The following is a 26671-nucleotide window of genomic DNA, read 5'->3' as shown; positions in this document are numbered from 1 at the left end:
CAGACCGCACGCAAACGCCCACGTCGATAATCGCAAAGCACAAGTCGGCCATCTGTAAAGCGGAGTCGCTCGATGAGGAAATGGCCGCACCGCAAATGAGTCTAGCGCGCTGCGGCGACCCTTGCAACGATTTTTTTCAGCGACCGGCATCGAGCGGCTACATTTTTTCGACGACTTTGATCCCGAGCAGCTTCAATCCAAGTTGCAGCGTGCCGGCGGTTAGGTGGCAGAGCGCCAGGCGGCTGCGTTTCAGTTCGGGCGTTTCCGCTCGCAACACGTGGCACCGCTCGTAGAAGGTCGAAAGGCGATTCGCCAGCGCGAATAGATAGTTCGTCAGATGGTTCGGCCGATAATCGGCCACCACGGCTGCGAGCGTTTCGCCGAAGCGGAGCAGTTCCAAGGCCAACGCTCGTTCGGCCGGCTGATCGATCGTGATCGGCGTGTCGGCAATCGAAATCGACCCGAGGTCGGCTTGCCCCTTGGCAAAAATGCTTCGCACCCGGGCGTAGGCATATTGCATGTAGGTGGCGGTGTTGCCGTTCATCGCCAGCATCTTGTCGTAGCTGAACACGTAATCGCTGGTGCGATTCTGCGACAGATCGGCATATTTAATCGCCCCGATGCCGACCGCCTCGGCAACCTCGCGGCGTTGTATCGCGGGAAGCTCCGGTCCGCCGGGTTTGGCATCGTCGTTCTGCGACACGATCGCCAATGCCCGGCTCACCGCTTCATCGAGCAAACCCGACAGACCGACGGTGTCGCCCGAGCGCGTTTTGAACGGTTTGCCGTCGTCGCCCAAGACGGTGCCGAAGCTGATGTGCATCAACTCGACATGTTCAAGCCCGAGCCATATTCGCACCGTCTTGAAAAGCTGCTCGAAGTGCAAGCTTTGGCGATGATCGACGACGTAGAGAATCGCATCCGGATGCCAGCGATTCATGCGGTATTGGATCGTCGCCAGATCGGTCGTGGCGTAGAGAAACGCGCCATCTTTCTTCTGCACGAGAAACGGCGACGCATCGGGCGTATCGTCAAAAAAGACCGCCGCCGCTCCTTCAGAAGTGCGGGCAATCTTGCGCTCGAGCAATTGCTGCACAGCGCCGGCGAGAAGATGTTCGTACTGGCTTTCGCCAAGCGTTTCGTCGAACCGCACGTCAAGCCGCTGATACAAATCTTCAATTTCGCGGCGGCAGGCCGGCAGAAATTGCTCCCACAGCCGCCGGTTCTCGATGTCGCCAGCATGTAGTTTGGCAGTCTCTTCAAGCACCCGGCTGCCGATGTTCGGATATTCGGCTGCGGCGGCCGAAAGTGTCTTATCGCTCTCGAATGCCATCAGCGCGGCTTGCAATTCGCTGAGTTCGTTTCGCGTTTCGTCCAGCGAGCGGCGGGCTTGGCGGAGCATCTTTTCGGCCTTTTGATCGCCGGACGCCGCCGGCTCATCTCGGGCGATGGCCGCTTCCTGTTGTTGAATTCGCAGCCCGAGCACCGGCAAGCGTTCTTTGCCTTCGAAGTAGCTAACCAGCCGATTCACCAACCGGTAGTTGCGACCCAATTCAGCGACGCGGTTCTGCTCGTATGCTTCGCGATTCAGAAAATGCTTGTAGCCGAAGAGGATCATCCCGAATTGCGTGCCCCAGTCGCCGATGTGATTGTCGCTGATGACGGTGTGGCCCAAGTATTTCAGCGTGTTGTACAGCGCGGCGCCGATCACCGTGGAGCGGATGTGGCCGACGTGCATCGGCTTGGCGACGTTTGGGGCCGAATAGTCGATGATATAGGTCCGCGGGCTGGCAACCGGTGCGATGCCCAGCCGCGGATCGGCGGCGGCGTCCATCACCTGCCGCACGATCCAGTCGTCGCGCAGGCGAAGATTGATGAAGCCCGGCCCGGCGATTTCCGGCGGCAAGCACATATCGCCGATTTCCGCCCCCCGCGCCCCCTGCGGGAGAGGGTCCAGGGATGAGGGGTTAATGCCCGCATTCAGCCGCTCGACGATCTGCGTGGCCACCTCGCGAGCCGGCCGGCCGAGCAGCTTGCCGAGCGGCATCGCAAAATTGGCCTGATAATCGCCGAACTTCCGATCCTGGCTCGGCCGAACCATATCCGCAAATTCGTCGAGACGCGCCGCATCGAGTTGCGCGCCTGCTAAATCGGCGAGCGCCTCGCGAAAATACCGCTGCAATTGGGCAAGGATGTTCATGGACTCGAAGATACCCATGCATCCGAAGCCCGACAAGGCAGGGCGTCGCCAGCGTTCACACTAGCCCGAAGCGTCAGCGAGGGACGAACCGCCGGGACCCATTCCATCCTGCGCAAGCCCCACTCCGTGTGTCCGCCAAAGCGGCGGCAAAGAGAAAAACGATGCCTGTCAGCAGCCTCCGTCGCTAACGCTTCGGGCTAGTTTCGTTTCTTCCTTCGCAGTCTTTGGGGTTTTCACGTGATCGGGCTTTGCCGGCGTGAATCATTCCGGCAACGCGAACCACCCTTTGTCGGCGGCGGTCTTATCCGTATATTTGCAGATTGTCCCCTTCTGCGAATTTTCGCGGTGTTGCCCAGGATTTCTGTGTTGCCCAGGATTTTTTCTCATGCTCAAAGTAAAGCTCCCCGACGGCAGCGTTCGAGAATACAGCGCCGGGGTCCGGCCGATCGATGTGGCCCATGAAATCGGGCCCGGATTGGCCAAAGCCACGATCGCGGCCGAAGTCGACGGCAAAACGGTCGATTCCGTCTCGCCGTTGCCGAGCGACGGCGAAGTGTCGCTGCGACTGCTGACTAAGAAAGATCCCGAGGCGCTGCGGATCATGCGTCACTCTTGCGCGCATATCATGGCCCGGGCGGTGATGCGGCTGTTCGACGGCGTGCAACTGGCGTTCGGGCCGACGACCGATCACGGGTTTTATTACGACATGAAACTCCCCCGCTCGCTGACCGAGGCCGATTTTCCGGCCATTGAAGCGGAAATGGCCCGGCTCATCAAGGCCGACGAAGCCTTCGAGCGAATCGACGAACCTCGCGAAAAAGCGCTCGAGCTCTGCAAGGAGCTGGGGCAGGATTTCAAGGTAGAGCATGTCCAACAGGGGCTCGCCAACGAATCATCGCTGTCGTTCTATCGGCAAGGCGAATTCATCGATCTCTGCCGCGGGCGGCATATTCCCTCGGCCGGCGCGATTGGGGCGTTCAAGCTGTTGAATATCGCCGGCGCCTATTGGAAGGGGGACCAGTCGCGCGAGCAGTTGCAACGGCTCTACGGCACCGCGTGGTTCAGCAAACAAGACCTGGAAAAATATCTGCATGATGTCGAAGAAGCCAAGCGGCGCGACCACCGCGTGCTCGGCAAGCAACTCGAATTGTTCGCCACCAGTCCGCTCGTCGGGTCGGGGTTGATTCTGTGGCTGCCGAAAGGGGCCACGGTCCGGGGGGTATTGGAAAACTTCATCCGCGAAGAACTCACCCGCCGCGGCTATCAGGCCGTTTATACGCCGAATATCGCCCGAGTCGATCTCTACAAAATCTCCGGCCATTATCCCTACTATTCCGACAGCCAGTTCAAGCCGATCGTGATGTCGGACGACGAGCAGTATTTGCTCAAGCCGATGAACTGCCCGCACCACATCATGATCTACAAATCGAAGCCGCGCAGCTATCGCGAACTGCCGGTGCGGCTGGCGGAATTCGGCACGGTGTATCGCTATGAGCAATCGGGCGAGCTCGGCGGGCTGACTCGCGTGCGCGGCTTCACGCAAGACGACGCCCATATTTTCTGCACCGAGGACCAAGTGGCCGAGGAGTTCCGCGGTTGCATCGACTTCACGCAAACGGTGCTCCGCTCACTCGGATTGAGCGACTATCGGGCCCGGCTTGGCTTCCGCGATCCGGCGAGCGACAAATACGTCGGCACGGCGGAAAATTGGAACAAGGCCGAGGCGGCGATCCAGCGGGTGGCACTCGAAATGAACCTGCCGGGCTGCACTCCTGAGATTGGCGAGGCGGCGTTTTACGGGCCGAAGGTGGACTTCGTCGTGGCCGATTGCTTGGGCCGCGAATGGCAACTCGGCACTGTGCAACTCGACTACAACCTGCCAAGCCCCGAGCGATTCAATCTGGAATACACGGGGGCCGACAATCATCCGCACCGGCCGGTGATGATTCATCGCGCGCCGCTCGGATCGCTCGAGCGGTTCGTGGGCGTGTTGATCGAGCATTTCGCGGGGGCGTTTCCGCTGTGGCTCGCGCCGGAGCAGGTGCGCGTGCTGTCGCTCAGCGAAAAAGCCGAATCGTTTGCCCGCGAAGTGGAAGCGAAGCTTTTGGCGGCCGGCTTCCGCACCACCGGCGATTATCGGCCGGAAAAGATCAACTCGAAAATTCGCGACGCCCAGTTGGAATTGATTCCCTACATGTTCGTGATCGGGCCAAAGGAAGCCGCGGCCGGCGCGGTGGCCGTCCGCGATCGCATCGAAGGCGATCTCGGCGCGATGGACCTCTCGGCCGCGATCGAAAAGCTGGCCAGCGAAGTGCGCGAGAAACGCGTGCGGCAAGTCGTCAAATCGTCGGCGTCGCTGGTCGATCGCGAAAGCGCGAATGAGTATTGACGCGCTGCCGCGCGAAACCGCCGTTAGCCCGCCGCCGCTGTTAGCCCGCCGCGCTAGCAAGGGACCGTTTACGCCGCGCAAGCAAATGGATCACCGCATGGCCATCGCCTTCTTCAGCGCTTGGACAACCTACGGCACCTGGCTTCCCGGCGACGCACGCGGTTGGTGGGAACGCGACTAAGGCTTGCAGTCGGCCGACAAGCCGAGGCAGTTTGCCGCCGCCCTGCGGATGACCGAACAAGCGCTGATTTTGGGCGACGACCAACGCCGCTTGGTCGAAAAAGTCATCGCCGAGCATTGCGCCATCCGGCACTGGACCCTGCATGCTGTAAATTGCCGGACGAATCATGTCCACGCCGTCGTTTCGGCGCCGGGCGTGCCGATCGAACGGCCGCGCGAGCAGTTTAAGGCCTGAGCCACGAAAAGACTCAAAGTGATCGAGCTCGGAGGCAGAACTAAATATTGGACCGATCGGGGTTGGGACGAATACGTCGACCATGAACGCCATTTAGCAGCTGCTCTCGAATATACGCTCTATGGACAGGAGGATAGGAGCCGGTAGCTTGACGACGGGATCCGTTGCTTGCGCGGCCGGCTAACTACCCTACTTTCCGCTCTGCAAAATGCCTTGCTGGAAGGCATCGACTTGCTCGGAATATTCGGGCGGCGGGCCGGCGTCGTGCGAATCGTGCAGGCCGCGCTGCGCGTCGGTCGCGTTGCCGCCGCTGCGGCGATCTAAGCGGCCGTTGCGGGCGCCGAGGCCATGCAGGATGTCGCTCATTTGCCGACGGGCGTCGTCGCCGTTCGGGCCCGGAAGCTCCGCATTGCGGCGCATCCGCTCGAGCCGGTCGGCTAGCTGCTGGGCTTGCTCGGGAGTCCAGTTAAGTTCCTTGAGCAAGTCGGGCTTGCCTTTTTTCAGGGTGTCCAATGCCATGTCGAACTGTTTTTTGGCGAACTCGGGGTTTGCCGCTTCGGCGTTGCTTGCCGCTGGGGGTGGGGGAGGCGTGGTGGGGTCGTACGCGCCGCCGCCACCGCCGTGGGGCGTCCAACCGCCGCTCTGCTTACCGCTGGGATCGGCCCTGTTCTTTCCGCTTTGGCCTTGTGCGCTTTGCGAATTCGGTTGGCCGGCTTCTTGCGATTGGGATGGGTTCGGGCTGCTGGGATGATCGGCCGAGGCGGCGGTTTGCGAGCCGGCGCCTTTTTTTTCGCCGGATTGGCCGGTGCGATGATCGGATTGCTTGTCGGTGCCGGCCTTGCTGGAGGTGTCGCCTTGGCCGTGGCCATCGGCGACGCCGTTGCCCTGATCGGCCGCGCTGTGTTTGCCTGGGCCGCCGCTGCCGGCTTGGCTCGCGTTCTGCCCGCCTCCCTTGCCGCCGCCGCCGGAGTAGGTGCCGTCTTGTTGCTGGCTTCCTTTGGAATCGGATTCTTTTTTGCTCACGGTCGAGGCGCTGCCGGAGTCTTTGCTCTGGATTTCCTTCTTGCCGGAGGAATCGGGCTGTTGGTTTTTGTGGTCTTTCGGTTGACTGGCGTCGGACGGGCTTGGCGGCGTGGCTTTGTCGTTCTTGGCGCTATCGGTGCCGGCGCCGCTTTCGCCCTTGTGGCTGTCGGGATCGCCCGCCTTCGTGTTCGACGCCTGCTGGTCGGGCTTGGCTTCGTGCCGGTCGGCGGTGGGTTGCGAGCCATCGGCGGCGCGCTCGCCGTTGCCTTGATTGGGCTTTTCGCCGTTGGCGGAACGGTTTTGGCCGGGCTCGGAATCACGCGAGTTTTTCTCGCCATTCTTGTCGGCGCCGTTTTTGTCGTTCTTGTCGCCCGACTTTGAATTCGTGCCGTTCGATGATTGATCGGTGGGCGCTTTTTCATTGGGCGAATTGGCGCCGTTCGATTGGTCGTTGGCTTTGTCGCCGGGCTGCTGGTCGGAAGGTGGCTTTTTCTCGGCGGTGTTTCGCGGATCGCCTTGCTGCGTCGAATCTTGGCCGGCGTTTGGCTTGCCGGCGTTCGATTTGTCGGCATTTGGCTTGCCGCCGCTGGATTGGGCATTCTGGCCGTCGCCGTTTTGCGGAGTGCCACCTTGCGGTTTGTCGTTCGGCGATTTATCGCTTGCCCCATTCTTGCCGGCTTGATTGCCGGGCTTTTGGCCATCGGACGACTGCTGACCGTGGGGCGACTTGCCGCCGGGAGTGGAATTCGAGGCATCGCTGCCGGACTTTTGTTGCGGATTTTGCGGACCGGTTTTATCGCCGGGCTTCGGCTCGGAATTCGGCAGCTTTTGCGAATCGGATTGACGCTGGCCGCCCGATTGCTGCTCGTTTCCGTGTTTCTGATCGGTGCCGGACGGATTCTGGCCGGATTGGTTTTGTTGGTTATCGTTTTGGCTGGATTGGTTCTGCGGCGACGGAGTGCGCGGTTGCGGGTTTTGGCCGGCCGAATTCTGAGGGTGGTCTTGCGAGTTTTGTCCTTGCGACTGCTGGGAGTTGTTCTTGGCGTCCTTCTGCATTTGCTGCACAGCGTCTTTTAGCGCCTGAGCATCGTCACTGCCGTCGGAAGCAGGAGAATCGGGTCGCTGCTGGGGTTGATTGGCGTTTTGCGAGGCCTGATTTTGCTGACCGCTGTTTTGGGTGCCGCTGTCTTTCTGGTCGCCACTTTTGCTATCGCCGTTCGAGGGATTGCTCGACTTGTCATTCCGGGGCGAATGGCCACCGCCGGCATTGTCACTTTTGGAGTTGTTGTTATTGTCGGAATTGCTGTTCGAGCCGCCTTTGTCGCCTCCCGACTTGCCGGCTTGGCTGCCGTTTTTGCCGGAGTTGCCGCCGCCCTGTTGCTGCTGCGGCTGCTGGTTGTCCGACTTTGAATTGTTACTGTTTTGCTTGTTATCGGGATCTTTTTGCTCGTTGGAATCTTGGTTGCCGTTTTTCGGCTGCAGTTGGTCCGAATTGGATGAATCTTGCTGCGATGGACCTTTTTTCGCCCCACCCTTTTGGCCGTCTTGCTGCTTTTGCTTGTCGGCGGATTGGTTGTCTTGCGGGCGATCGTGTGACGCATCGGGGGCAGAGTTGTCGGGGTGGTTTGGATTGTCGTTCGCTTTGTCGCCCGGCTCGGCCTTCGACGCCTCGTCGGGCTGGGCATTCGCGTCGGGCTTCTTGTCGGCGGCCGGATTGTTTTGGTTTGCGTTGTCGCCTTGCGGCTTTTTGGCGGCGTTCGGATTGTCGGCGGCATTAGCATTGTCGGCCTGATCGGCGGCATTGCCTTGGTTGGCGCCGTCCCCCTGGCCTTGGGAATCGCCTTGCCGCGCGCCGGGCGCAACAATGCGGATTCGGCGCGGCGATGTTTGCGTTGCGTTCGGCGTTGGCGCGCGATTGTCCATTGCGGTCGCCCAATAATCGATGACATCGCCGACGTTCAGATGCAATTTGGCCGGGTCGATCGTGTAATTGATCTGCATCGGCTCGCGGCGAATTTCGTTGAGCAGATTCTGCTCCAATATCCGGTTATGCCCGGACTCGCACGACAATGTCACGCGCGAAATCGCGAAATCGGGATCCAAGGCCCGCAATCGCAATGTCAGCCGGCGATTCACCGGCAGCGCCACGTCGTCTTTTTCCGGCAGAATGAATTTCACGTCCGGCGGCAAATCGGGAATCACTTCGATGCGATATTGCACGGGCTCCGGCTCTGCCCGCTCCTCCGGCCGCAGGCGATAGTGCGAAAACTCGGGCGACGTGCGATCGTGCGGATCGAGCGCGAGCGTAAAACTGCCGATCACCGATCGGCCATCGCTGGCGATCCGCATCGGAAGCTTGGTGCGGCCGTCGCGACCGTCCAATTCCAGTTGGGCCGATTTGATCGCCTGATTGGCCCGGCCGTGGACGACGACGCGAGTTCCCTCGAGCGCTTGAATGTCGCCGATGCCTTTGAGCGTGAATCGCGAACGGCCGGTGTAGTCGGGATACTGATAATCGACGCTTTCCAGCGCGATCGTGGGAGCGGTGACGGCCGTGAGATGGTAGGTCGGGCTCACGGCGTCGCCCGCTTCGATTCGGTAGTCGATGTCTTGCTGCACGCCGGCGTCTTGCTGGGCGGATGTCGGCGGGGCGGGAATTTTGGCGCTGTAGCGGAAACGCTCGGCCGGGAGATACATCGTCACCGGCTGGTCGACAGCTTCGTGGTCGGCGGTGGAATAAACGACAAGCACCGGTTCGTCGCTCTTAAGCCCCTTGATCTCGGCCGACACTTCGACCATTTCGCCGCGATAAACCGTTCGCGTGCCAGGCTCCGCGTCGATGATTTCGACCCGCGTCGGCACGGCGATATCGGCCCAAGGGAACACGACGCGTTCGATCGTGTCCCACGGGCTCTTCGGGGAAAAGAGCAAATAGCCGGCGAACAACATGAACACGGCCAGCAGCGCATAGCCGATATGGATCAATCGCGAACGATCGACGGCCGACTCGACCGTGACGCGCGACAAGCCGGCGGCCGCCTGCTCTTCGACGGCCTGATACACGGCGGTCGACATGCGGGCCGATTGGCTGCGGAGAAAGAGGAAGTTGATCAGGCTATTTTTCAGCGTGGGGCGGCTTTTTTCGATCGCCTGCGCCGCGTAGATCGGATTGATGCGATAGATGAGCCACGGCAGAAGTTTATCGGCGGCGTAGTAGCCGGCGCCGCCCAAAAACATTAGCAAGCAGAGCAGGCGTCCCCAGAATCCGAGCCCGTGCGGCAAAATCCAATGGTCGACCACCGCGGCCAAGAGGAAAAACGCCAGCGCGCCGGCCGCCAACGTCATCAATGCCGAGGCAATTTCGACCCCCTTCACCTGTCCGCGCGTCTTGCGAATTTGGCGGTCGATGAATTCATCGTATTCGACCCATTCCCCGCCCGGCGGTTTTGGCCCGCGCGGCTTCGACACGGTGGAGGAGCTTGCCATAGGATCGGCCTCTTCGAGGTTCCGGACCACGTAGATCAGGCGTTGGGGGCCTGATGATCGACGCCCCGGCGCATGCGCCAATTGCGCTGCATCAATTATAGACGCCCCCAAGGGCCGATTTGATCCCTCACGGGCAAAATTTACCGCGCGGGCAGCGAAAGAGGGCGGAAACCCGGCGAGAGCCCGCAGCGCTAGCAAGGAAGAAAAAAACCGTTTTCACACGGAAAATTACGGCCCCGCCGCCCATCGGACCCTTGCTTGCGGTGCGGGCTCGGCCCCCCCCTCCGAGCCGTCGTATGGCCTCGAGCTCAAAGCCGCAAAGCCTCCCTCTCAAGGTGTTTCATTCATGGTGTAGTAGGCATCCGCGTGCAGAAGCGGTTTGCCGTCGGCTGAGGTCAGGCCGGTCAACTTCAGGTGAAAGACGTGTTTCTTGGCTCGTTCGGGCACGGTGAGGCTGACCGTTTTGCCGTCGTCCGACACCTTGATCGCCGTGATTGGGTTCTGTTTGCGATCGATTTCGTCGGACCCATAGGTCGACCAGTAATGGTACGTGTAGGATTCGAGAAAATAGGTTGCCGCGGCCTCGGCTTTTTTGCGGTCGATCGGCTGCGTGAAGTGAACATCCCAGCCGGTGGGAGTGATGTTCATCGAATGCATTTCGAACGGAAGCTTGCCGGTGTAGGCAATCCGCTCGACGCCAAACGGCCGGCCGCCGACCGAGCCCCAACCGCGATTCGTTTCGCCGACGATCAAGCTGCCGTCGGGCGCGAATACGAGCCGGTTGGGCCCGCATTGGAAGCCGGTGCGGAACAGGAATACGCAACCCTGCATCCGCCCTTTCACTTCTTCGAGATTCGCCCGCATGACGAGCGATTCGGTCAGTTCGCCGATGAAGCATTGGCCTTCGAACGGTCCGAACTTGCCGCCGGTCGTGTCCCACACCGGCTCGGTCGACGAGCGGCTCATCGTGAAATAAGGGAACCAGATCGCTGGCTCGACCACTTCCGGCTTGTCGCCATCTTTCTTTCCAGGCCACCAGCGAATGCTCGCCGCATGGCCGTAAAACTCGCCGTAGCGCACTTCTTGGAGCTTGCAAGCCGGTACCCATTCGCCCTGGTTGTCGGTGAAATAGAGCCGGCCGTCGGGGGCGAAGTTCAGGCCGTTCGGGCTGCGCAAACCATAGGCCCAAGGGATCATTTCGCCCTTGGGCGTGATCTTCACGCAAAACCCGCGATAGGGCACTTTAGATTGATGGCCGAAGCCGAAGCCGACATTGAGCGTGATAAACATGTTGCCATCTTTATCGCGGGCCGGGCCGTAGATGAATTCGTGGTAATCGCCCGACAGGCCGAACTTATCGCAGATCGTGGTGAAGTCGTCGGCAACGTCGTTTTCCTTCGTGCTGCGAACCAGCGTCAGCTCCGGCCGCTGAACGAGATAGAGATCATTCTTGCCGACGACATTCAGCCCCAGGACCTCGTGCAGTCCGCGGACGTAGGGCTTCCAAGTGATCTTGTCGGGATCTTCGTCGGTCGGATTGCTCACGAGCCACACGTCGCCGCGGCGCGTGGCGACGTAGAGCTTGCCGTCGGGGCGGAACTTCAGTCCGCCGACTTCGATGGCTTCGCCGGTGGGCGTTGGGAGCGTGTCGATTTCATAGGAATCGGCCTCGCCACCCTGGGGAAAATCGCGGTTAAGCTGCCGGTTGAGCTTGGCCTCGAACTTTTGCGGAATGCTGGCGCTGAAATAGTAGGCCCAATCGCCGCTGACATTGCTTACCTTCAGCAGCAAATCATTCCGGCCGGCTTTCAGCGGAAGCACGAGATGATCTTCATCCGGAGAGCAGGCGCGAAACGCGTTGTCGGTGAGCATTAGCTTGCCGTTCAGCCACACCATCAGCCCGTCGTCGCTGCCGAGCGACACGTCAATATTTCGCGCGGCTGGCATGTCGATGCGACGATAGAGGTAGCAGATGCACTTGTCGGATTGCTTGAACTGCTTGAGATTGACGACCTGGCCATCGGCAAAATCCATCTTCCGCCACACGGCTTCTTGGCCCTTGCCGGGATAGCGGGCATCGAGATCGATTTGCTTCTCCGGCGGATAGACGGTTGCGAGCCCCTTGCTGTCGAACGGGCCGATCAAATACCACGGCCCGGCGCCGTGCATCGTCATGCCCATGGCTGCCATCGACGCCGCGTGCGTCTCCGCGCGCGTGGCTTTCTTGATGTAGATGAACTTGTCTTCGGGCTGATCGGTGACCTTGTCGTCGCCGCGGACAGCGAAGGAAGCAAGCACAGATCCGCCGAGCACGGCGGCGATGGCTAAAAATCGAAATCGCATCGAATCGAGTCTCCTCTTGCAGCGCCGCCGGGGGGGCGGACCGTGTCATGCTTCTTTTCTTCCGTCGGTCAGCCGTGGCCTACTTCGCTTTCGCTTCGCCTGCCGCAACCGGTTCGGCCGCAGCAGGGTTCACTGGGCACAAAACGGCCAGCACCAATCGGGCTTCGGTCGCGCTGCCGTTCAACGAATCGCGCAACACCACCGCCCAGCGGCCGCCTTGCTTCATCGCCTGCCACACGGTTCCTTCCGGAGCGGATCGCAAATGCAATAGCACCGGCTTGCCGTCTTGCTTGCAACGCACCACCGCATCGGCCGGAGCGGTCTTGTCGATTTCGTCGAGTTGCCCGGAATGGCCGTCGGCCGTCGTCCACTGAGGCGCTTCGTCGGCGTCGGCGGCGTTGAGCCACACGGTGCGGCCGGCAGGCGTTTCGACCGTCGCATCGCGCAGCACGCCGTTGGCCAGATCGGTGTGAAGCGAGACGACGGTTTCGTGGAATCTTGCCCGCTCGCCGGCGCCCAGTTGCAGTTCGTAGCGGAAGGTCGGGCCGCCGGGAGTGAGCTGGTAGCCGCGGAAGTCCAATCGCGTCGGTTGAAATGGCGCGTCGAGTTTGAGAATGGCGCCGAGCGAAATGTCTTTGTCTCGGCCCGAAAAATCCGGAATCGGCGACGACGAGGGGGTCACATCCCAAGGAAATCCGCCGGGCGATTTCCAGAACACAGGCCCTTTCAATTGGAGCTTATTGCCGCCGCGATCGTTCCACGCCGGCCCCATATTCACGAAGCCGCCCGACCACGAATACGCCAATCGGCAGGCTTGCAGATCGTAGCCAAGGTGCACACCGTTGGCGTAGCGAATCGCCATCGCCCGGGCCGACAGATCGGGCATGAACGAACGCACCGTTTCATATCCGGCGGCAGTTTGCTGAACCACCTCGGGCGGCTTTTCATTCTCCAAGCCCTCCGGCGGCGGCAGACTCTTGCTGTGTGAGAGATACGACCAAATCGCCCGCCGCTGGCGCTCTGCATTGCCATCCAAGATGTTCTTATATGGGCTGACGCCGTTGAGAAACACGGTCGGCATCCGCGTCCCCGGCTGAATTCGCTGCGGGTCGATCATCCAGCGGTCGAACCAATCGAAATTCACGCGATCGGCCACGAGCGACAGGTCGGGCCCGCGCGTGCCGCCGCTCGGTTTGCCAAGCATGTCGTGGCATTTCGTGCAGCCGAAGCCTTTTGCGCCGACGAGCGTGCGGCCCGCGTCGTCCATCGCTTTGTCGTCGGCGAATCGCTGCGGCTCGTGGCGCAAGGGATCACCATCAAGGGCTGCCAAACCGGCTGGCACCACGGCGATCATCGGCTTGGAGAACTGTGGCATCCGCAAGCTCATCCAAGGGCGCGACCGCCGGCCGTCGAACAACACTGCGTCGATATACGTGGCCAGAAGCTTGTCGGTAACATCCGTCAACGGCGGCGGGCTGACCATTTCGGCCATTTCCGGCGAGGCGTTTTCGGCGATCTTTGCCACCACATCCTTGGTCAATCCACCAAAGCCGCTGCGCTGATGGCAACCCGTGCAATTCAGTCTCGCGAGCGTCAGCCGGGCGAATTCGCCCGGGGCAGGAGAACCGGGCGCGGCGAGCGATTGCTTCAGAAACTCGACCACGGCGCGGCGATCGAGCATCGGGCCAAATTGTGGCACTTTGCCGTCGGCCGAATGATTTCCCAGGCATCCGCCGGCCGGCGCTTTGGCGATCGCGGCGAAGTCGTTCACCGCGAACGTGCGATCGAGCGGCTTCTTTTCGCCGGCAGGAGTAAATTCGTGGCAAGCCGCACAGTTCTTGCTCACCATGACTTGCCGGCCGAGCGCGGCAAGCCGCGTTTCGACCGGTTCTGTCGCCAGTTTGACGGCCTCTTCGGCGGAGAGCTCGCCGCCGGATTTTTCCGCCGCACCCAAGGCTTCCTGCAGGCCGGCCACGGCCGGTGCCGCAGGCAGATTGAGCGATTTCATCGTCGGCTCATCGCGGCGGATCAAATAGAGCGCGAGGCTCGTGGCGTCGGCCTTGTCGAGGCTGAGGCTCGGCATGCGCCCGGCTGGATCGACGCTGGCCGGATTTTGCAAATACGCGGCCACGGAAGTGTGCGTGGTCTTTTGGCACAATCCATGCAACGTCGCTCGTGCTTCTTGCGAGCCATGTCTTTCGTGGCACACGATGCAGCCGGTCTGGTTGTAAAGCCGCTCGCCACGGGCAACCAACTGCGATTCACCTTCGACCGGTTCCGCTGCCAGCGGATGGCCTTGCGAGGCCAAATACACGGCCACGGCATATCGCTCGAGCCGGCCATGCTCGTCGTCGCCAAAAAGCCGCGGCATGACGGCTTCCGGCCGTATCGCTTGCGGATTGTCGAGCCAATGGTAGATCCACGCGGCGTTCAGCCGCTCGCCGGCGTCAGTCAGCCGCGGGCCGGGGCGCGTGATGAGCGACATTGACAATTTCACCGCGTCGCTCGGCTTGTGGCATGCCACGCAGCTATGTTCTTCCACTGCCAGCCGGCCATCGAAAAACGCGTCGATGATCGGCGGCGACGCCTTGGTGTGCCCCAGCGATTTGGCCGGCAGCGGCTCGCGGGCGATCGAATCCGATTGCCAGTAGATTTTCAAAGACGTTGCCGGCTGCTGTGATCGGAAGGAAATCCGAATCGGCAAGGTTCCAAACGCCAGTTGCACTTCTGCCCCAGGCGCCGAATGCTGGCCTGGCTCGGCTTGATCCAACACCGCTTTGCCATCCAGCACAATCTTGAGCGGCCCGCTGTGCGCTGCCGAAAATCGATACTTGCCCGGATGCAACACCTGGATCACTCCGTCCCACGTCACTTGCCAACCCTTTATCGGCAAGCGCGGATCGGGCGATTCGCCGGAACCAAGCAGAAATGTCGGCACGCTTTCGTAGCGGCGAACTGCCGGCGCTTTCGCGTTGGCGTTGTCGGCCCCAATCGTGTACGTGGCGATAAGCCCAGGCGATTTGGCGGGCTCCTCATCGTCGAGCGAGTCTGCAGCGCCGCCTGCGGCCGCTCCACACTTCGCTGCAAACAGCGATATCGCGACGAACGAAATCACTCCGAGCGAACACCATCTTCCCAGCACTTGCCGCGGTCGACGCGAGCGAACGAAGCACCGTGGTTGGAAGAATCGAAACCAATCGGGCCAACGATTGCCCGTAACGGACTGCCGTGCGGCAGGCATCAAAGAATCTCCAGCGGGCGTGTGGGGGGGAGGGAGGCAGGCGGGGAGTCGGCCGGGGCGCGATTCGCCCATGCTAATCACCGCGCACGCGAATCGCAAGCGACGGGGCGGTGTGGTAGTGACACGGATTGCCGTAGGTCAGCCTTTCGAGGCTGACGAAGCCGAGGAATGTCAGGCTGGAAAGCCTGACCTACCTGTGGCCGTCAAAATCGTTGCGAGCGGCAAGGCTTCTTGCGAAAGGCGAAAAGCGGCGTAGCCTGATTGGCCCACCGGCGTTTTGATGCAGTCGGGGCCGGGAAAGAGTCGAGTTCCAAAAATGCGAATCGCAACGGATCGCGTGCAGCCGTTCAGCCCACTTTTTGGATCCGCGAGATATTCAGCGATGCGTTCTCAATCTCTTGGCGCGCTGCTTTTCATTTCCATCGATTTGCCATCGACCCCTTTGGAAATCAGTAGCAATCGGCCTGCTCGCACATTAAAAACGGCCGGACGCGTACTCGAGCACCTCAACGCCGCCGGCATGTCGGCGACGTGGTTTACCAATGATCCGGTCGGCGATCCCACGCTTGCCCAAGCGCTCGCCGCCGGAATCGGTCACGTAGCGGGATTGCGAGTTGATGACGACGGGCATCTCGCCGATTCTAGCCCACTGACCGCCGCGCGCAGCCGATTGGTTGCAGAGATTCTCGCTCGCACTGCCCGAGCCCGCTGCGCTGGAATTTCGATTTCGACCGTGGCGCTTGGCGAGGCGGCCGCGGCGCCGGCAGAATTGCTCGGGAAATATGGTTTCACAGCCGTTCGCTCGCCGGCGCGCGATGCATCGCCGAGCAAGAACGCTGCCGGAATCTTGCCTTTGCGCTATGGGCTATGGCTCGTTTCGCCCGACTTTGTATTGACCGGGCCCGGCCGGATCTCAGAGTGGCGCTCGGCAAGCCGGATTCGATGTGCCATCGATCGATCGATTCGGAATCAAGCTTCGCTGCACTTGGCTGTCGATATCGCGGCGATCTCGTCCGGCAATGGAGCCGACCGCTTGGGCGGATTGCCCGGCATCGTGCGGCATATCGAAGGCCGCCGGCAAGCTGGACTACTGCGGGTTTGCCCAATCGCGGCAGCAATCTCGCAGCTTTCTGGGCCAGCGCCGGTGCGGGCGAGCGGATCGATCCTCCGAGCAGCGTGATCCCAGCACGCCGTTGCCTGCCATTTCCGACTCCTGGGCCCCTGTTCTCTTGCCCCTACAGTTGTTCCTTGTAGGTGGTCCAACTCAAATAGCCGAGAATTCCCGCGCAGGCGATTGCCACGACATCCATGGCGACGCTCACCCGCTCGAAGGGGAATTTGATCGACAAATCGAGTGCAAACACCGCAAGCACTAGGACGGCAACCACCATCCCAAGCACGGTCAAAGTCTTGGCCATCAGGTGCTTCCTCGCGGCTGCCGGCTCAGGAGGGACAACTTGCGAATGGAGAATGAGCTTAGAGTAGAAATCGGCATTGGGTCCGAGGAAGAGTTGGCCGGAAGCGGATGGAAATATTTTCCACGTTATGAAAGCTTTCCCAGTATAGTTCAAGCCTAAACGCTGTCACTCGCCCATTTTGCCCGATTTTCCTTGCCGAACGTTCGTGAGGATGAGGTTCGATAGTCACTGGCGGGTGCCCCCATTCGCTTGCAATGGGCCGATTTTAACGGTGGCAACAGATTAACCGGCAACGGGTTTGGGCGAAAGCGGCGGAATACAGGCGCCAAAAACGATCCATCCTATTGGCCGGCGAATTGGCCCCTGCATACGCCCCGCGCGGCGGGGCACTTGACCGCGCGACCCGATCGCGGAAGCGTGGATGACTGGCGTTGTCGCTCCGAAGTGTCAGAATTCACTATATCGCCAATCGGACGGCCGAAGGCCGTGATCAGAATTCGTTTCCCGTGCCAAGAGCCGGAGCATCCGCCATATGACCGCCGAGCTAGCCGACGATCCGAAGTGGGACCGCTTCCGCCGTCAAATGCCCGTCGTCGGCCGTTGGGCGTATTTCGACCACGCTGCGGTTTCGCCGTTGCCGCGCCCGTCGGCGGACACGGTCGTCGCTTGGGCCGAGGAGCAAGCGGAAAACGGGGTTGCCTCGTGGTTGAAATTCAAGGCGCACTATGAATCGCTGCGCACGATTGCGGCGCAGCTTGTCGGCGGCATTCCCGAAGAAATCGCCCTCTTGCGCAGCACGACCGAAGGAATCAACATCGTTGCCGAAGGATTTCCCTGGCAGTCGGGCGACAATGTCGTGACGCTGGCGGACGAATTTCCGGCGAACCTGTATCCCTGGATCAACCAAGCCTACCGCGGCGTCGAGACACGTCGAGTGCCGACCGACAATGGCCGAGTCGATCTGAATCGTCTGGCCGATGCGTGTGACGAGCGGACGCGAATCCTGACGATTAGTTGGGTCGGCTACGCCAGCGGTTGGCGAAACGATCTGGCGGCCACGGCGGAGATTGCGCATCGCCGGGGGGCCTTGTTGTTTGTCGATGCAATTCAAGCACTCGGAACATTCCCGATCCACGTGCATCAATTGGGCATCGATTTTCTCGCCGCCGGCGGCCAAAAATGGATGTTGGGCCCCGAAGCGGCCGGGCTCTTCTTCATCCGCCGCGAGCATCTCGACCGGCTTCGAGTTCCCTGCCTTGGGCACGGCAGCATGACCAACGCTTCCGATTACACGCGCATCGAAATCCGCCTGAAAGACACCGCAGCCCGATTCGAAGGGGCGGCGACGAACATGGTCGGCTTTCTCGGTCTGGCGGCCAGCCTGGAATTGCTTCTGGAACTTGGCGCCGAGTCGATCGGCCGGCGAATTCTCGCGTTGACCGGCGTGGCCTGCCGCCGGCTCGGCGAAATCGGCGCCGTGGTGACAAGCCATCGCGATCAATCTGCGCACAATTCGGGAATCGTGCGATTCAATCTTCCCGGCCGGGACCTGGCCCAAGCGGCACGGCAACTATTGCAGCGCGGAGTCGTGTTGAGCGTGCGCGGCGGCGGCTTGCGCATCAGCCCGCATGCCTACACCAATGAGGCCGATATTTCGCGATTGACCGAATCGCTGCGCGAGATCATGGCGAGCGGCTAATCGCCGGCGGTCGCCGATAACTGGATGCCATGCCCATTGCCCCTAAGCGGGCGTGTAATCGGCGGCTAGCGCCTTGCCGTTCACGCGCGTGAGCGGCAAGGCGCTAGCCGCCGGTAAAACTGCCAAAAGCAATGCCCACGCAAAGCCGTGGGGATGGCGCCGCTTTGTCCGTTTGGCGAAAATCCTTTCCTCAAGTTGCACATTGGTGGTTGCCCATGCGTATCGGTCTGTTCGGTGGCAGTTTTGATCCGGTTCACTATGGGCATCTGCTTCTCGCGGAATGTTGCCGCGAGCAGGTTGCCCTGAATCAAGTGTGGTTCATACCGGCGGCGAATCCGCCACACAAGCGCGGCTCCGAGCTGACCGACGGCATGAAGCGCGTCGATATGCTGCGGCTGGCGACCGGCGGCCAACCGGCGTTCGTCGTTTCGACGATGGAACTCGATCGCGGCGGAATCAGCTACACGGTCGATACGCTCGAGGCCCTGCACGCTCAACTGCCGGCCAGCGAACTCTTTCTCTTGCTCGGCTCCGATTCGCTCGCCGAACTGGCGACATGGCGCGATCCGGCGCGGATCTGCGCGCTGGCCTTGCCGGTGGCGGTGCGGCGAGCCGGCGGTCCGCCGCCCGATTTTTCACCGCTGGCAACACTGATTTCCGCCGATCGGCTCGAAGCGATTCGCCGCTTGGCGGTCGAGATGCCGCTGGTGGAACTGAGCGCGAGCGCTATTCGCCGCCGAACCGCGGCCGGCTTGAGCATTCGCTACCGGACGCCTCGGGCCGTCGAGCAATACATCGCCGCCGGCCGCTTGTACGCATCGACAGAAGAATCGCGCTAAGCTGCGGGGTAGGCGACCGACCGAAATAGTGGACTTTTCTACTGCTGCCGCGTATGCTCGCAAGCGGTTTGCTCTTCGCTCCATTTTCGGAATCTCCGTTCCAGGAGTAATCTCATGGCTGTCGCCACTCCGTTTAGCTGGCTCCTGGTGATGTTGTTGGGCGGCGGAGCTGGCGTCCCGTTGGCGGTGCCGCCGCTGCCTGAAGACCCGGTGATGGCACATGTGGCTCCGGCGGATTGCGTTTGGTATTTCACCGCCTCAGGCGTTGCAGAACCGGATCCCAAAAGTAGGAATCAAACGGAGCAGCTCGCGGCAGAGCCGGAAGTGCGCAATTTCGTACGCGACGTTGGTCGGGCGTTGGCTGCTGCGATTCGCAAAGGAGCTCCGCCGACACCGCAAGGCAAGCTGCTCGGCGCTGAAGGCCCGGGCTTGCTCCACATGCTGCTGACGCGTCCGGTCGCTGCTTTCATATCCAAGGCCGAAGTCGGGCCACTCGGGCCAGCCGTCGCCGGCGGAATCGTCGTCGGCACCGGCGACGATACCGCCCAGGTCGAGGCGACTCTTGAAAAACTGGAACAGATGCTGCTGGGGCCGAACGCAAACGGCGGGGCCACAGCAGTCGCGCAGGCCCCGGCTTCCGTGAAATGGAACAAGCTCCCCACGCCGCCGGGGGTCCCGACCGTGGAATGGGGCTTTCGCGGAAAGTACCTCATCGTCGGTATCGGCGATGGTTCGGCCGATGCGATCTCGACGCGCCTGTCTGGGCCAACGCCCGACTGGCTCGTGGCGCTCAAGAAAAAGCTGCCGGTCGAGCGCATCGGCACCGTGCACTATCTCAACGTCAAGAAAGTGCTCGCCACGGCAGCGCCGTTTCTGGGCCTGCAAGGTCAAGCTGCTTTGCACGCCGCGGGCGTGGATCAAGTCGCCGGGTTTGCCAATGTCAGCGGTCTGGACGGCACCGGCTGTGTCAGCAAGTCGTGGCTACAATTCGACGGCGAGCCAAGGGGGCTGTTGACCTGGTTCGGCTCGGTTCCGCTCACGGCCGCCGATTTAGTGCCAATCCCCAAGGATGCGTCTTTCGCCATCGCAGCCCGCGTGCCGCCGGCCGAAGTGTGGAAAACAATCTTGTCCGGCATCAGCACGATCGACGCCGGCGCCGGAGCGCAGATGGCCGACGGGGTCAAGCAAATGGAATCGGCGCTCGGGTTTCGCGTGCAGGAAGATTTCTTGCAAACGCTCGGCGACTCGTGGTGCGTTTACAATTCGCCGGGCGAAGGGGGTTTGATCATCACGGGGCTGACGATGGTCGCCTCCGTGAAAGACCACGACCGGCTGGTGAAAACCAACGAGCAATTCGTCGAATTCGTGCGCAAGAATCCGGTCGGCGCCAGCAGCGGTGCGGCGATTGAGGAGACGACGTTTCAAAAGCAGAAAATCTATTATCTCAACGTGCCGGGTGGAGAAATTCCCTTTGCGCCGGCATGGTGCATCACCGACAAGCAATGGATCATTTCGCTTTCGCCGCAAAACATCCGTGCCTATCTCTCGCGCGATCCGGCAGCCGGGTCGCTGGCCGACATCCCGGTCGTGGCCGAGAAACTCAAAGCGGCGAGCCCCGTGTTGATCACCTATCAAGACACGGCGGCGACGTTGAAGATTACTTACCCCGTGCTGCAAATCTTCGCCACGATTGCGGCGTCGCACATGCAGCAAGAGGGGCTCGATGTCAACGCGTCGATGCTTCCCTCGCTGGCCTCGCTGCTCCGCCATGTCGAGCCCGGCATCAGCACGCTCTCGCGAGAGAAAAACGGTTTTCTCTATGTGAGCCGGCAATCGCTTCCGCTCGACCCGACGATGTCGGGCATGCTTCCATTATGGGTAGGTGCGTTCACGTTCGCCCGCGCCGATTCGGTCCGCCCGGCGCCGCCGACGATCATTGAATCCGCTGAACCTGCCAGGCGCTAAATTGCCGAGTTCGTGAAAACCAAACTGCACCCCCTAAGATTTCCTTGTGTTCTCGGAAATTCACGCTTTATAATGCGGTCGGCAGAAGGCGGGCATCTATCGCTTGCCGTCGAATTGGATTTCGATCTCTTCTCTTTACACATTGAGGTGTCGTATGCGCGCGAACCGGGCTGAATCGCGTTTTGCAGTCGCGGCCAAATTGCGGGCGGCGGTTTTTGCGGCAGCGGCGTTGGCGGCCGCGTGCTCGCTGTTCAGCATCTCGCGCCAGTCGGCCTTTGCGACGGAGCCAGTCCCCCAGCGGCCTACGGCAAAACAAGCGGCAGCAAAGCCGGCCGCAAACGCGAACCTCGCGGCGAAACCTGAAGCAGCGCCCGACGGGGCCGAATTGTTTGCCCGCGAATGGCTACCGAATGATTCGCGGGCCCACGGCGGCGATGGCTTGGGACCGGTGTTCAACGATAGCTCTTGCATCGCTTGCCACAACCAAGGGGGTGTCGGCGGCGCCGGGCCGGCGAGCAAGAATGTCGATATCATCACGGCTTTCAGCATTTCGGTAAACGACGCGCCGCCGCAGTTTGTTCCTCCGCCGCAAACGTTGCCGCAAGGATTGTTCAATCTGGCGTTTGGCGGCCTAGCCCCACCGGTGCCCGTGCAGCCTACGGCAAACGCCAAGCCGGTTGCGGCTCCGCGCAAGCCGACGACCGCGGAAAGGAAGCTGGCCAAGGAACGGGCGAAGAAGGAATTAATGAAGATCCATCCGGGTTTCGCGACAGCCCGCAGCGTCGTGCTGCACCATTTCGGCACAGACCCGAAATACCAGCAATGGCGGCAAGGCGTGTTTAGCGGGCAGCCCTCGAATCCGTTCATGGATACTCTCGCCGAACCGGCCGCGGTTGCTCCTGTCACCACAACCGATGTGCCACCGCCGACCGTTGCAAGCGGCAATCTTACGGTCACGGTGGAAGGTGGCCAAACCGTCACGAATCCGAACACCCCCGCCAAAGATGTGGAAAGCGATCTCGCTCCGCCGGCCGGCCCGACCATTGCCTCGGCGCCGCCAATCACCCAGCAGGTCGCAACGAATTCGGAAGCTGCCATCTTGCAAAACGAAGTGCAAATGAAGCATTCGGGAACGTTCAACACCACATTTCAAACCGGCAACGTGCAAATCAGTCATTCGCAACGAAATCCAATTGCCCTGTTCGGCATCGGGTTGATCGACGCGATTCCGGAAAAGACGATCGTCGATCTGGCCAAGGCCGAGCATGAAAAATATCCCGACGTGGCCGGCCGGCCAGCGAAGCAAAAAGACGGCAAGATCGGCCGCTTTGGTTGGAAGGCTCAAAAACCGTCGCTCGAAGATTTTGCTCTCACCGCCTGCGCGGTCGAGCTCGGTTTGAACGTGCCCGGCCACGAGCAGGCTGGCGTGCCGCTCAAGCCGAACTACAAAGCGCCCGGCTTGGATATGAACAAAGCCGAGTGCGACGCTTTGGTCAGCTACTTGCGAAACCTGCCGGCGCCGACCGAACGCAAGCCGGCCACCGCCCAAGAAGCAGCTACGATCAGCGCCGGCCACAAGCTCTTCGCCAGCGTCGGCTGCGCGAATTGCCATGTCGAAAAGGTGGGTGTAGTGAGCGGCCTGTATAGCGATCTGTTGTTGCACGACATGGGCCCGGAATTGGGCGACTCGGGCAACTACGGCGTGTTCACGCCCGACGCTCCGGAAGAGGAACAGGATGATTCCCCGATGGCGGTCGCTCCGGCGGGCGGTTTGGCACCATTTGCTGGCCCCGGCCAGCCCGTCCAGCAATTCCAGGCGAAAATGACGCCGCAGCAATTGGCGAAGCTGGTCGGCGCATTGCGTCAAGAATGGCGGACCGCGCCGCTGTGGGGCGTTCGCGATTCGGGTCCCTATTTGCACGACGGCCGCGCCGACACGCTCGAACAAGCGATCGCCTTCCACGGCGGCCAAGGCGCGTCGTCGGCCCTGAAATTCTTCCAACTTAAACCGGGAGAACGCAATCAGGTGACCGTGTTCCTCAAATCGCTCACTGCACCGGAGCCGACCGCAAAAACAGTTCGTTTGGCGGCACGATAGACTGGGACCGAGCGATTCAGTTTCGCAGGGTGCCATGCCCACGGCCTTGCGCTTAGCATTCCCCACAGTATTCACGCAGGGCAGGATAAAACGTCGGCCTGAAGGCCGATTCTAACAGCCCAGGCCGGAGCCGCGCCAGGCGGCCGAGGTCCTGGGTTAACCGCCCGCACGACGCGTCGGCGCTGTCAGGGCCGTTCAACAAGACGCCGCGAATTGTGGAACGGCCCCTTCAGGGCGGGACAAACGTGTCGCACTGCTTCCCCAAAGCTGCGCCGCTCATGCGTCTCCGCCCTGGGCTGCAGGAATGAGCCTTTCAGGCTCAGATTTCGGATGCAATCACGGACTGGCAGCAGGAGAGTTCTAGAAATGCTCGCGACCGCTTGCCGCGCGGACGGCTCACGCTTACTGTGGACAAATAATCGCCGTCTCGAGTTTTCGATTCGTCCGCCCGTTTGATTATTTCCCCTTATGCCCACAACTTTGATTCGCAACCATATCGCCGGTCTGCCGGTTGCCGAGTTGGCCGGCCGATTCGGCACGCCTTTCTATGTTTACGACGCCGCAAAGATTGCCGAGCGGATCGCCGATCTTGCGGCATTCGATGTGATTCGCTACGCGCAAAAGGCCTGCTCGAATCTGGCGATCCTGGATTTCATCCGCCGCAAGGGCGTGGTTGTCGACGCGGTGAGCGAGGGAGAAGTGCGACGCGCGCTCGCGGCCTGCTACTCGCCGCACGGCGATCCACCGCCGATCGTGTACACGGCCGATATCTTCGACCGCGCTTCGATGGAGCTTGTCGTCGAGCTGGGCTTGCACGTCAATTGCGGCTCGCCCGATATGATCGAGCAGTTCGGGCGCCGGATGCCCGGCGCCAAGATCACGCTGCGGATCAATCCCGGCTTCGGCCACGGCCATAGCCAAAAGACCAACACCGGCGGCGAGCAGTCGAAGCACGGAATTTGGCACGAGCAGTTGTCGGAATGCCTGCGGCTCGCCGATTTTCACGGCCTGCAAATCAGCGGCCTGCACATGCACATCGGCTCTGGCACCGATCTAGAACACTTGCGGCAGGTGTGCGGAGCGATGGAGCGGGCCGCGGCCGACGTGGGCCGTTCGCTGACGACGATCAGCGCCGGCGGCGGTTTGCCGGTGCCGTATCGCGAGTCGCAATCCTATGTCGATCTCAAGGCCTATTTCGGATTATGGGACGCGGTTCGCCGCCGGCTTGAAGATCGGTTTGGCCACAAATTGTCGCTTGAAATCGAACCGGGAAGATACCTCGTGGCCGAATCGGGCTATCTCGTGAGCGAGATCCGGGCGGTGAAGCGGATGGGGAGCAACATGTTTTATTTGCTCGATGCGGGCTTCAACAACCTTGCCCGGCCGATCTTATACGGCGCGTATCACCCGATGTCGATCGCCCCAGCAAGCGGCAGCGAGGCGTCGGGCGACCGGCCGATGCACGACGTGGTGGTCGGCGGTCCGCTCTGTGAATCGGGCGATATCTTCACGCAAGAGGAAGGCGGAATCGTTTGCACCCGATCGTTGCCGGCCGCCGAAGTGGGCGAATTTCTGGTACTCGAAATCGCCGGGGCGTATGGCTTCGTGATGGGCTCGAACTACAATTCCAAGCCGCTGGCCGCCGAGGTTCTCATCGACCGCGGCGAAGCCCATCTGGTCCGCAGCCGGCAAACGTTCGAAGACTTGATCCGCGGCGAACGCGTGTTGGGCGATTCGTGAGAACACACGCGGCCGCGTCAGGCTAGAGAGCGCTGACCTACGATGGCGGTGCGTAAGCAAGCCGTCAGGCCGGCAACCGGCCTTCTGCCAACTCGATGTCCCATTGCTCCAATAGCGGCCAATCGATCGCGCAGGTGCCGAAATCGGCCATGTGCAGATACGTTTTCAGCCGCTCGATCGCCCGATCCAGCAGGGCGTTGTCTTTGCGGAAGATCGGACCGTGGCTTGGCAATAGCCATTTCACATCGCTGCCGCGAATTCGCTCGAGCGAGCGGATGAATGCCGGAATATCACTGCCATGATGAGCATCGATCGCTCCGACGCAGCCATCGCGATAGATATTGTCGCCGCTGAACAGCAGGTCGCCCAGGCGAAACGACAGTTGGCTATCGGTGTGTCCCGGCGTGTGCCACACTTCGAGGCTTAGGCTTCCGACCGCGATCCGCTCTCCATCGTCGACCAAGTGCTCCGTTTCGACCGGAGGCATTTCCATGTGGATATTTTGAGCTTCGATTTCGGCAAACGTTTTGATGCGATCGCCGCGAGCCAAGGTTTCAGCGCACAGCCTGTGGCCGGTGACGCTCGTCTTCAACGCTTGCTTGAAACGGGCGAGGCCCTGGATATGGTCGACATCGGCGTGCGTGGCGATGATCGTCTGGCATTGCGACAGCGGGAAATCAAGCTGCCGGATCAGCTCCAAGATTTCGTCGGCCGTGTCTTGAAAGCCGACATCGATCAGCAGCCACGCATTGGCGTCGTAAACAAGGTAGACATTGCACCCCAGCCGTTGTCCAGCTTGGTGGTTGATCTCGATCACATGTGGAAAAACTGGCTTACGCTGCAACATAACGCACATTCAATCCAGCTCGATCGGGTTCATGCCGCACCGGATTGTAAGGCCCAGTGCTGCGCTGGACAAGGAGCCAATAACCGCCGAGCCGCGGCTAGTCTGGATTATTCATGGCGCCACACCAGCCCGAAGCGTTGGCAAGGAAGCGCGCTGACAGACGTTGTCGCTTTGCGCGATCCAGTGCGCCGCTTGAGTGACGACGAAGATGGAAGGCCCAGCGGCGCGCAACCTCGCTAACGCTTCGGGCTACGATTCCGCAGCGTGTCGCGAATTCCTGTGACATGAATAATCCGGGCTAGTCCAATCCGCGCGGCTCCTGCGATTCCGGTTGGCCGGCTTCGAGATAGGCCGAGAGCAGAATATGAGCGGCCAGCTTATCGAGACGAGCCTTGCGGCGTTTCTTGGTCATCTTCGCGCCGGCCAAAAGATGCTCCGCTTCGGACGACGTGAATCGCTCGTCGAAATACACCACCGGCACGCCCGTCGTCTCGGTTAACCAGCGTCCGAATTCTTGGGCCTCGATCGATTTCTGGCTCTCCCGACCATCGAGATGCAGCGGCAAGCCAACGACGAACCGCACGATTCGTTCTTCGACAGCCAGCTTACGAAACCATTCGGCATCAGCGGCGGTATCGCGCCGCGTGTAGTTCGCCAGTGGATTCACCCACCGCCGCTCAGGATCGGTAATTGCAACACCGATCCGCACGGTGCCGTAATCCACCGCCGCCAATCGACCGGGCCAGTTTTGCAGATTTGCCGACATTCAGTAGCACATTCCGAGGATGTGAAAGAATGGGGACAGGCACCTCACGCCAATCGGTTTTGCCGATGTTTCATCAAGCGAGTTTGGAGTCCGTCCCCATTCTTTCACAAGCTCTCCGCGCGTGCCGTTCGCGAAAACAGCGAGGCGGTCCTGACAATATTTGCTGCACATTTCGACATGCTACGGCACATGGAATGTGCCT

The 26671-nt window shown here is 61.1% G+C and carries 16 protein-coding genes; 9 read left to right on the top strand and 7 right to left on the bottom strand.

Annotated features, from left to right (window positions below; all coding sequences use genetic code 11):
- Positions 1–157: 157 nt before the first annotated feature.
- The gene (gene argS / locus VHX65_09160) at positions 158–2200 is read right to left on the bottom strand and encodes an arginine--tRNA ligase (GenBank protein ID HEX3998703.1); all 2043 of its coding nucleotides are present in this window, start codon (positions 2198–2200) and stop codon (positions 158–160) included.
- Positions 2201–2585: 385 nt separating this feature from the next.
- On the opposite strand from argS, the gene thrS reads away from it, so the two are divergent.
- Genes thrS through VHX65_09145 form a run of 3 tightly spaced genes read left to right on the top strand, consistent with a single transcriptional unit; the run spans position 2586 to position 5004 of the window.
- A complete protein-coding gene (gene thrS / locus VHX65_09155) occupies positions 2586–4589 on the top strand; it encodes a threonine--tRNA ligase (GenBank protein ID HEX3998702.1) in 2004 nt (667 codons plus the stop codon).
- Positions 4579–4770: a hypothetical protein gene (locus VHX65_09150; protein ID HEX3998701.1), complete on the top strand. Its 192-nt coding sequence runs from the start codon at positions 4579–4581 to the stop codon at positions 4768–4770. Before thrS ends, VHX65_09150 begins: the two co-directional genes overlap by 11 nt.
- Before the next feature lie 3 nt (positions 4771–4773).
- A complete protein-coding gene (locus VHX65_09145) occupies positions 4774–5004 on the top strand; it encodes a hypothetical protein (protein HEX3998700.1) in 231 nt (76 codons plus the stop codon).
- Positions 5005–5193: 189 nt separating this feature from the next.
- Here the strand turns inward: VHX65_09145 and VHX65_09140 are convergent, their stop codons facing one another.
- From VHX65_09140 to VHX65_09130, 3 genes are all read right to left on the bottom strand, one after another.
- Positions 5194–9513 (bottom strand): hypothetical protein, encoded by a 4320-nt coding sequence (locus VHX65_09140; GenBank protein ID HEX3998699.1) that lies wholly within the window; start codon positions 9511–9513, stop codon positions 5194–5196.
- A gap of 330 nt (positions 9514–9843) precedes the next feature.
- On the bottom strand, positions 9844–11856 hold the full coding sequence (locus VHX65_09135) for a hypothetical protein (protein HEX3998698.1): 2013 nt from the start codon (positions 11854–11856) through the stop codon (positions 9844–9846).
- A 79-nt stretch (positions 11857–11935) separates the two neighbouring features.
- On the bottom strand, positions 11936–15097 hold the full coding sequence (locus tag VHX65_09130; GenBank protein ID HEX3998697.1) for a PA14 domain-containing protein: 3162 nt from the start codon (positions 15095–15097) through the stop codon (positions 11936–11938).
- A gap of 382 nt (positions 15098–15479) precedes the next feature.
- Between VHX65_09130 and VHX65_09125 the strand changes: the two genes are divergently transcribed.
- Complete coding sequence (locus tag VHX65_09125; GenBank protein HEX3998696.1) at positions 15480–16277, top strand: hypothetical protein; 798 nt, start codon at positions 15480–15482, stop codon at positions 16275–16277.
- Positions 16278–16332: 55 nt separating this feature from the next.
- Here the strand turns inward: VHX65_09125 and VHX65_09120 are convergent, their stop codons facing one another.
- A complete protein-coding gene (locus VHX65_09120) occupies positions 16333–16515 on the bottom strand; it encodes a hypothetical protein (GenBank protein ID HEX3998695.1) in 183 nt (60 codons plus the stop codon).
- Positions 16516–17047: 532 nt separating this feature from the next.
- Between VHX65_09120 and VHX65_09115 the strand changes: the two genes are divergently transcribed.
- The 5 genes from VHX65_09115 to lysA all read left to right on the top strand — a co-directional run bounded on the left by VHX65_09115 (position 17048) and on the right by lysA (position 24856).
- Positions 17048–18214, top strand: coding sequence for an aminotransferase class V-fold PLP-dependent enzyme (locus VHX65_09115; GenBank protein HEX3998694.1), 1167 nt, complete (start codon positions 17048–17050; stop codon positions 18212–18214).
- Positions 18215–18429: 215 nt separating this feature from the next.
- On the top strand, positions 18430–19053 hold the full coding sequence (gene nadD / locus VHX65_09110; GenBank protein HEX3998693.1) for a nicotinate-nucleotide adenylyltransferase: 624 nt from the start codon (positions 18430–18432) through the stop codon (positions 19051–19053).
- A gap of 114 nt (positions 19054–19167) precedes the next feature.
- Positions 19168–21018, top strand: coding sequence for a hypothetical protein (locus VHX65_09105; protein ID HEX3998692.1), 1851 nt, complete (start codon positions 19168–19170; stop codon positions 21016–21018).
- Between the two features lie 154 nt (positions 21019–21172).
- Entirely contained in the window at positions 21173–23116 is a 1944-nt protein-coding gene (locus VHX65_09100) for a di-heme oxidoredictase family protein (GenBank protein ID HEX3998691.1), read from the top strand.
- Positions 23117–23584: 468 nt separating this feature from the next.
- Positions 23585–24856: a diaminopimelate decarboxylase gene (lysA, locus tag VHX65_09095; GenBank protein HEX3998690.1), complete on the top strand. Its 1272-nt coding sequence runs from the start codon at positions 23585–23587 to the stop codon at positions 24854–24856.
- Between the two features lie 64 nt (positions 24857–24920).
- Here lysA and VHX65_09090 read toward each other — a convergent pair whose 3' ends face one another.
- The gene (locus VHX65_09090; GenBank protein HEX3998689.1) at positions 24921–25703 is read right to left on the bottom strand and encodes an MBL fold metallo-hydrolase; all 783 of its coding nucleotides are present in this window, start codon (positions 25701–25703) and stop codon (positions 24921–24923) included.
- A 298-nt stretch (positions 25704–26001) separates the two neighbouring features.
- Positions 26002–26469, bottom strand: a complete 468-nt coding sequence (ruvX, locus tag VHX65_09085) for a Holliday junction resolvase RuvX (GenBank protein HEX3998688.1) — start codon at positions 26467–26469, stop codon at positions 26002–26004.
- Between the last annotated feature and the right edge of the window lie 202 nt (positions 26470–26671).

Source organism: Pirellulales bacterium (assembly GCA_036267355.1).
Taxonomy (GTDB): domain Bacteria; phylum Planctomycetota; class Planctomycetia; order Pirellulales; family DATAWG01; genus DATAWG01.
Note: the sequence above shows the minus strand (reverse complement) of the source record. Positions and strands in the feature narration are given on the sequence as shown.

What these genes read in the sequence shown, in the direction of transcription:
- argS (HEX3998703.1), bottom strand. Translation starts at nt 2,200, where the DNA reads ATGAACATCCTTGCCCAATTGCAGCGGTATTTTCGCGAGGCGCTCGCC.
- thrS (HEX3998702.1), top strand. Translation starts at nt 2,586, where the DNA reads ATGCTCAAAGTAAAGCTCCCCGACGGCAGCGTTCGAGAATACAGCGCC.
- VHX65_09150 (HEX3998701.1), top strand. Translation starts at nt 4,579, where the DNA reads ATGAGTATTGACGCGCTGCCGCGCGAAACCGCCGTTAGCCCGCCGCCG.
- VHX65_09140 (HEX3998699.1), bottom strand. Translation starts at nt 9,513, where the DNA reads ATGGCAAGCTCCTCCACCGTGTCGAAGCCGCGCGGGCCAAAACCGCCG.
- VHX65_09135 (HEX3998698.1), bottom strand. Translation starts at nt 11,856, where the DNA reads ATGCGATTTCGATTTTTAGCCATCGCCGCCGTGCTCGGCGGATCTGTG.
- VHX65_09130 (HEX3998697.1), bottom strand. Translation starts at nt 15,097, where the DNA reads ATGCCTGCCGCACGGCAGTCCGTTACGGGCAATCGTTGGCCCGATTGG.
- VHX65_09125 (HEX3998696.1), top strand. Translation starts at nt 15,480, where the DNA reads ATGCGTTCTCAATCTCTTGGCGCGCTGCTTTTCATTTCCATCGATTTG.
- VHX65_09120 (HEX3998695.1), bottom strand. Translation starts at nt 16,515, where the DNA reads ATGGCCAAGACTTTGACCGTGCTTGGGATGGTGGTTGCCGTCCTAGTG.
- VHX65_09115 (HEX3998694.1), top strand. Translation starts at nt 17,048, where the DNA reads ATGACCGCCGAGCTAGCCGACGATCCGAAGTGGGACCGCTTCCGCCGT.
- nadD (HEX3998693.1), top strand. Translation starts at nt 18,430, where the DNA reads ATGCGTATCGGTCTGTTCGGTGGCAGTTTTGATCCGGTTCACTATGGG.
- VHX65_09105 (HEX3998692.1), top strand. Translation starts at nt 19,168, where the DNA reads ATGGCTGTCGCCACTCCGTTTAGCTGGCTCCTGGTGATGTTGTTGGGC.
- VHX65_09100 (HEX3998691.1), top strand. Translation starts at nt 21,173, where the DNA reads ATGCGCGCGAACCGGGCTGAATCGCGTTTTGCAGTCGCGGCCAAATTG.
- lysA (HEX3998690.1), top strand. Translation starts at nt 23,585, where the DNA reads ATGCCCACAACTTTGATTCGCAACCATATCGCCGGTCTGCCGGTTGCC.
- VHX65_09090 (HEX3998689.1), bottom strand. Translation starts at nt 25,703, where the DNA reads ATGTTGCAGCGTAAGCCAGTTTTTCCACATGTGATCGAGATCAACCAC.
- ruvX (HEX3998688.1), bottom strand. Translation starts at nt 26,469, where the DNA reads ATGTCGGCAAATCTGCAAAACTGGCCCGGTCGATTGGCGGCGGTGGAT.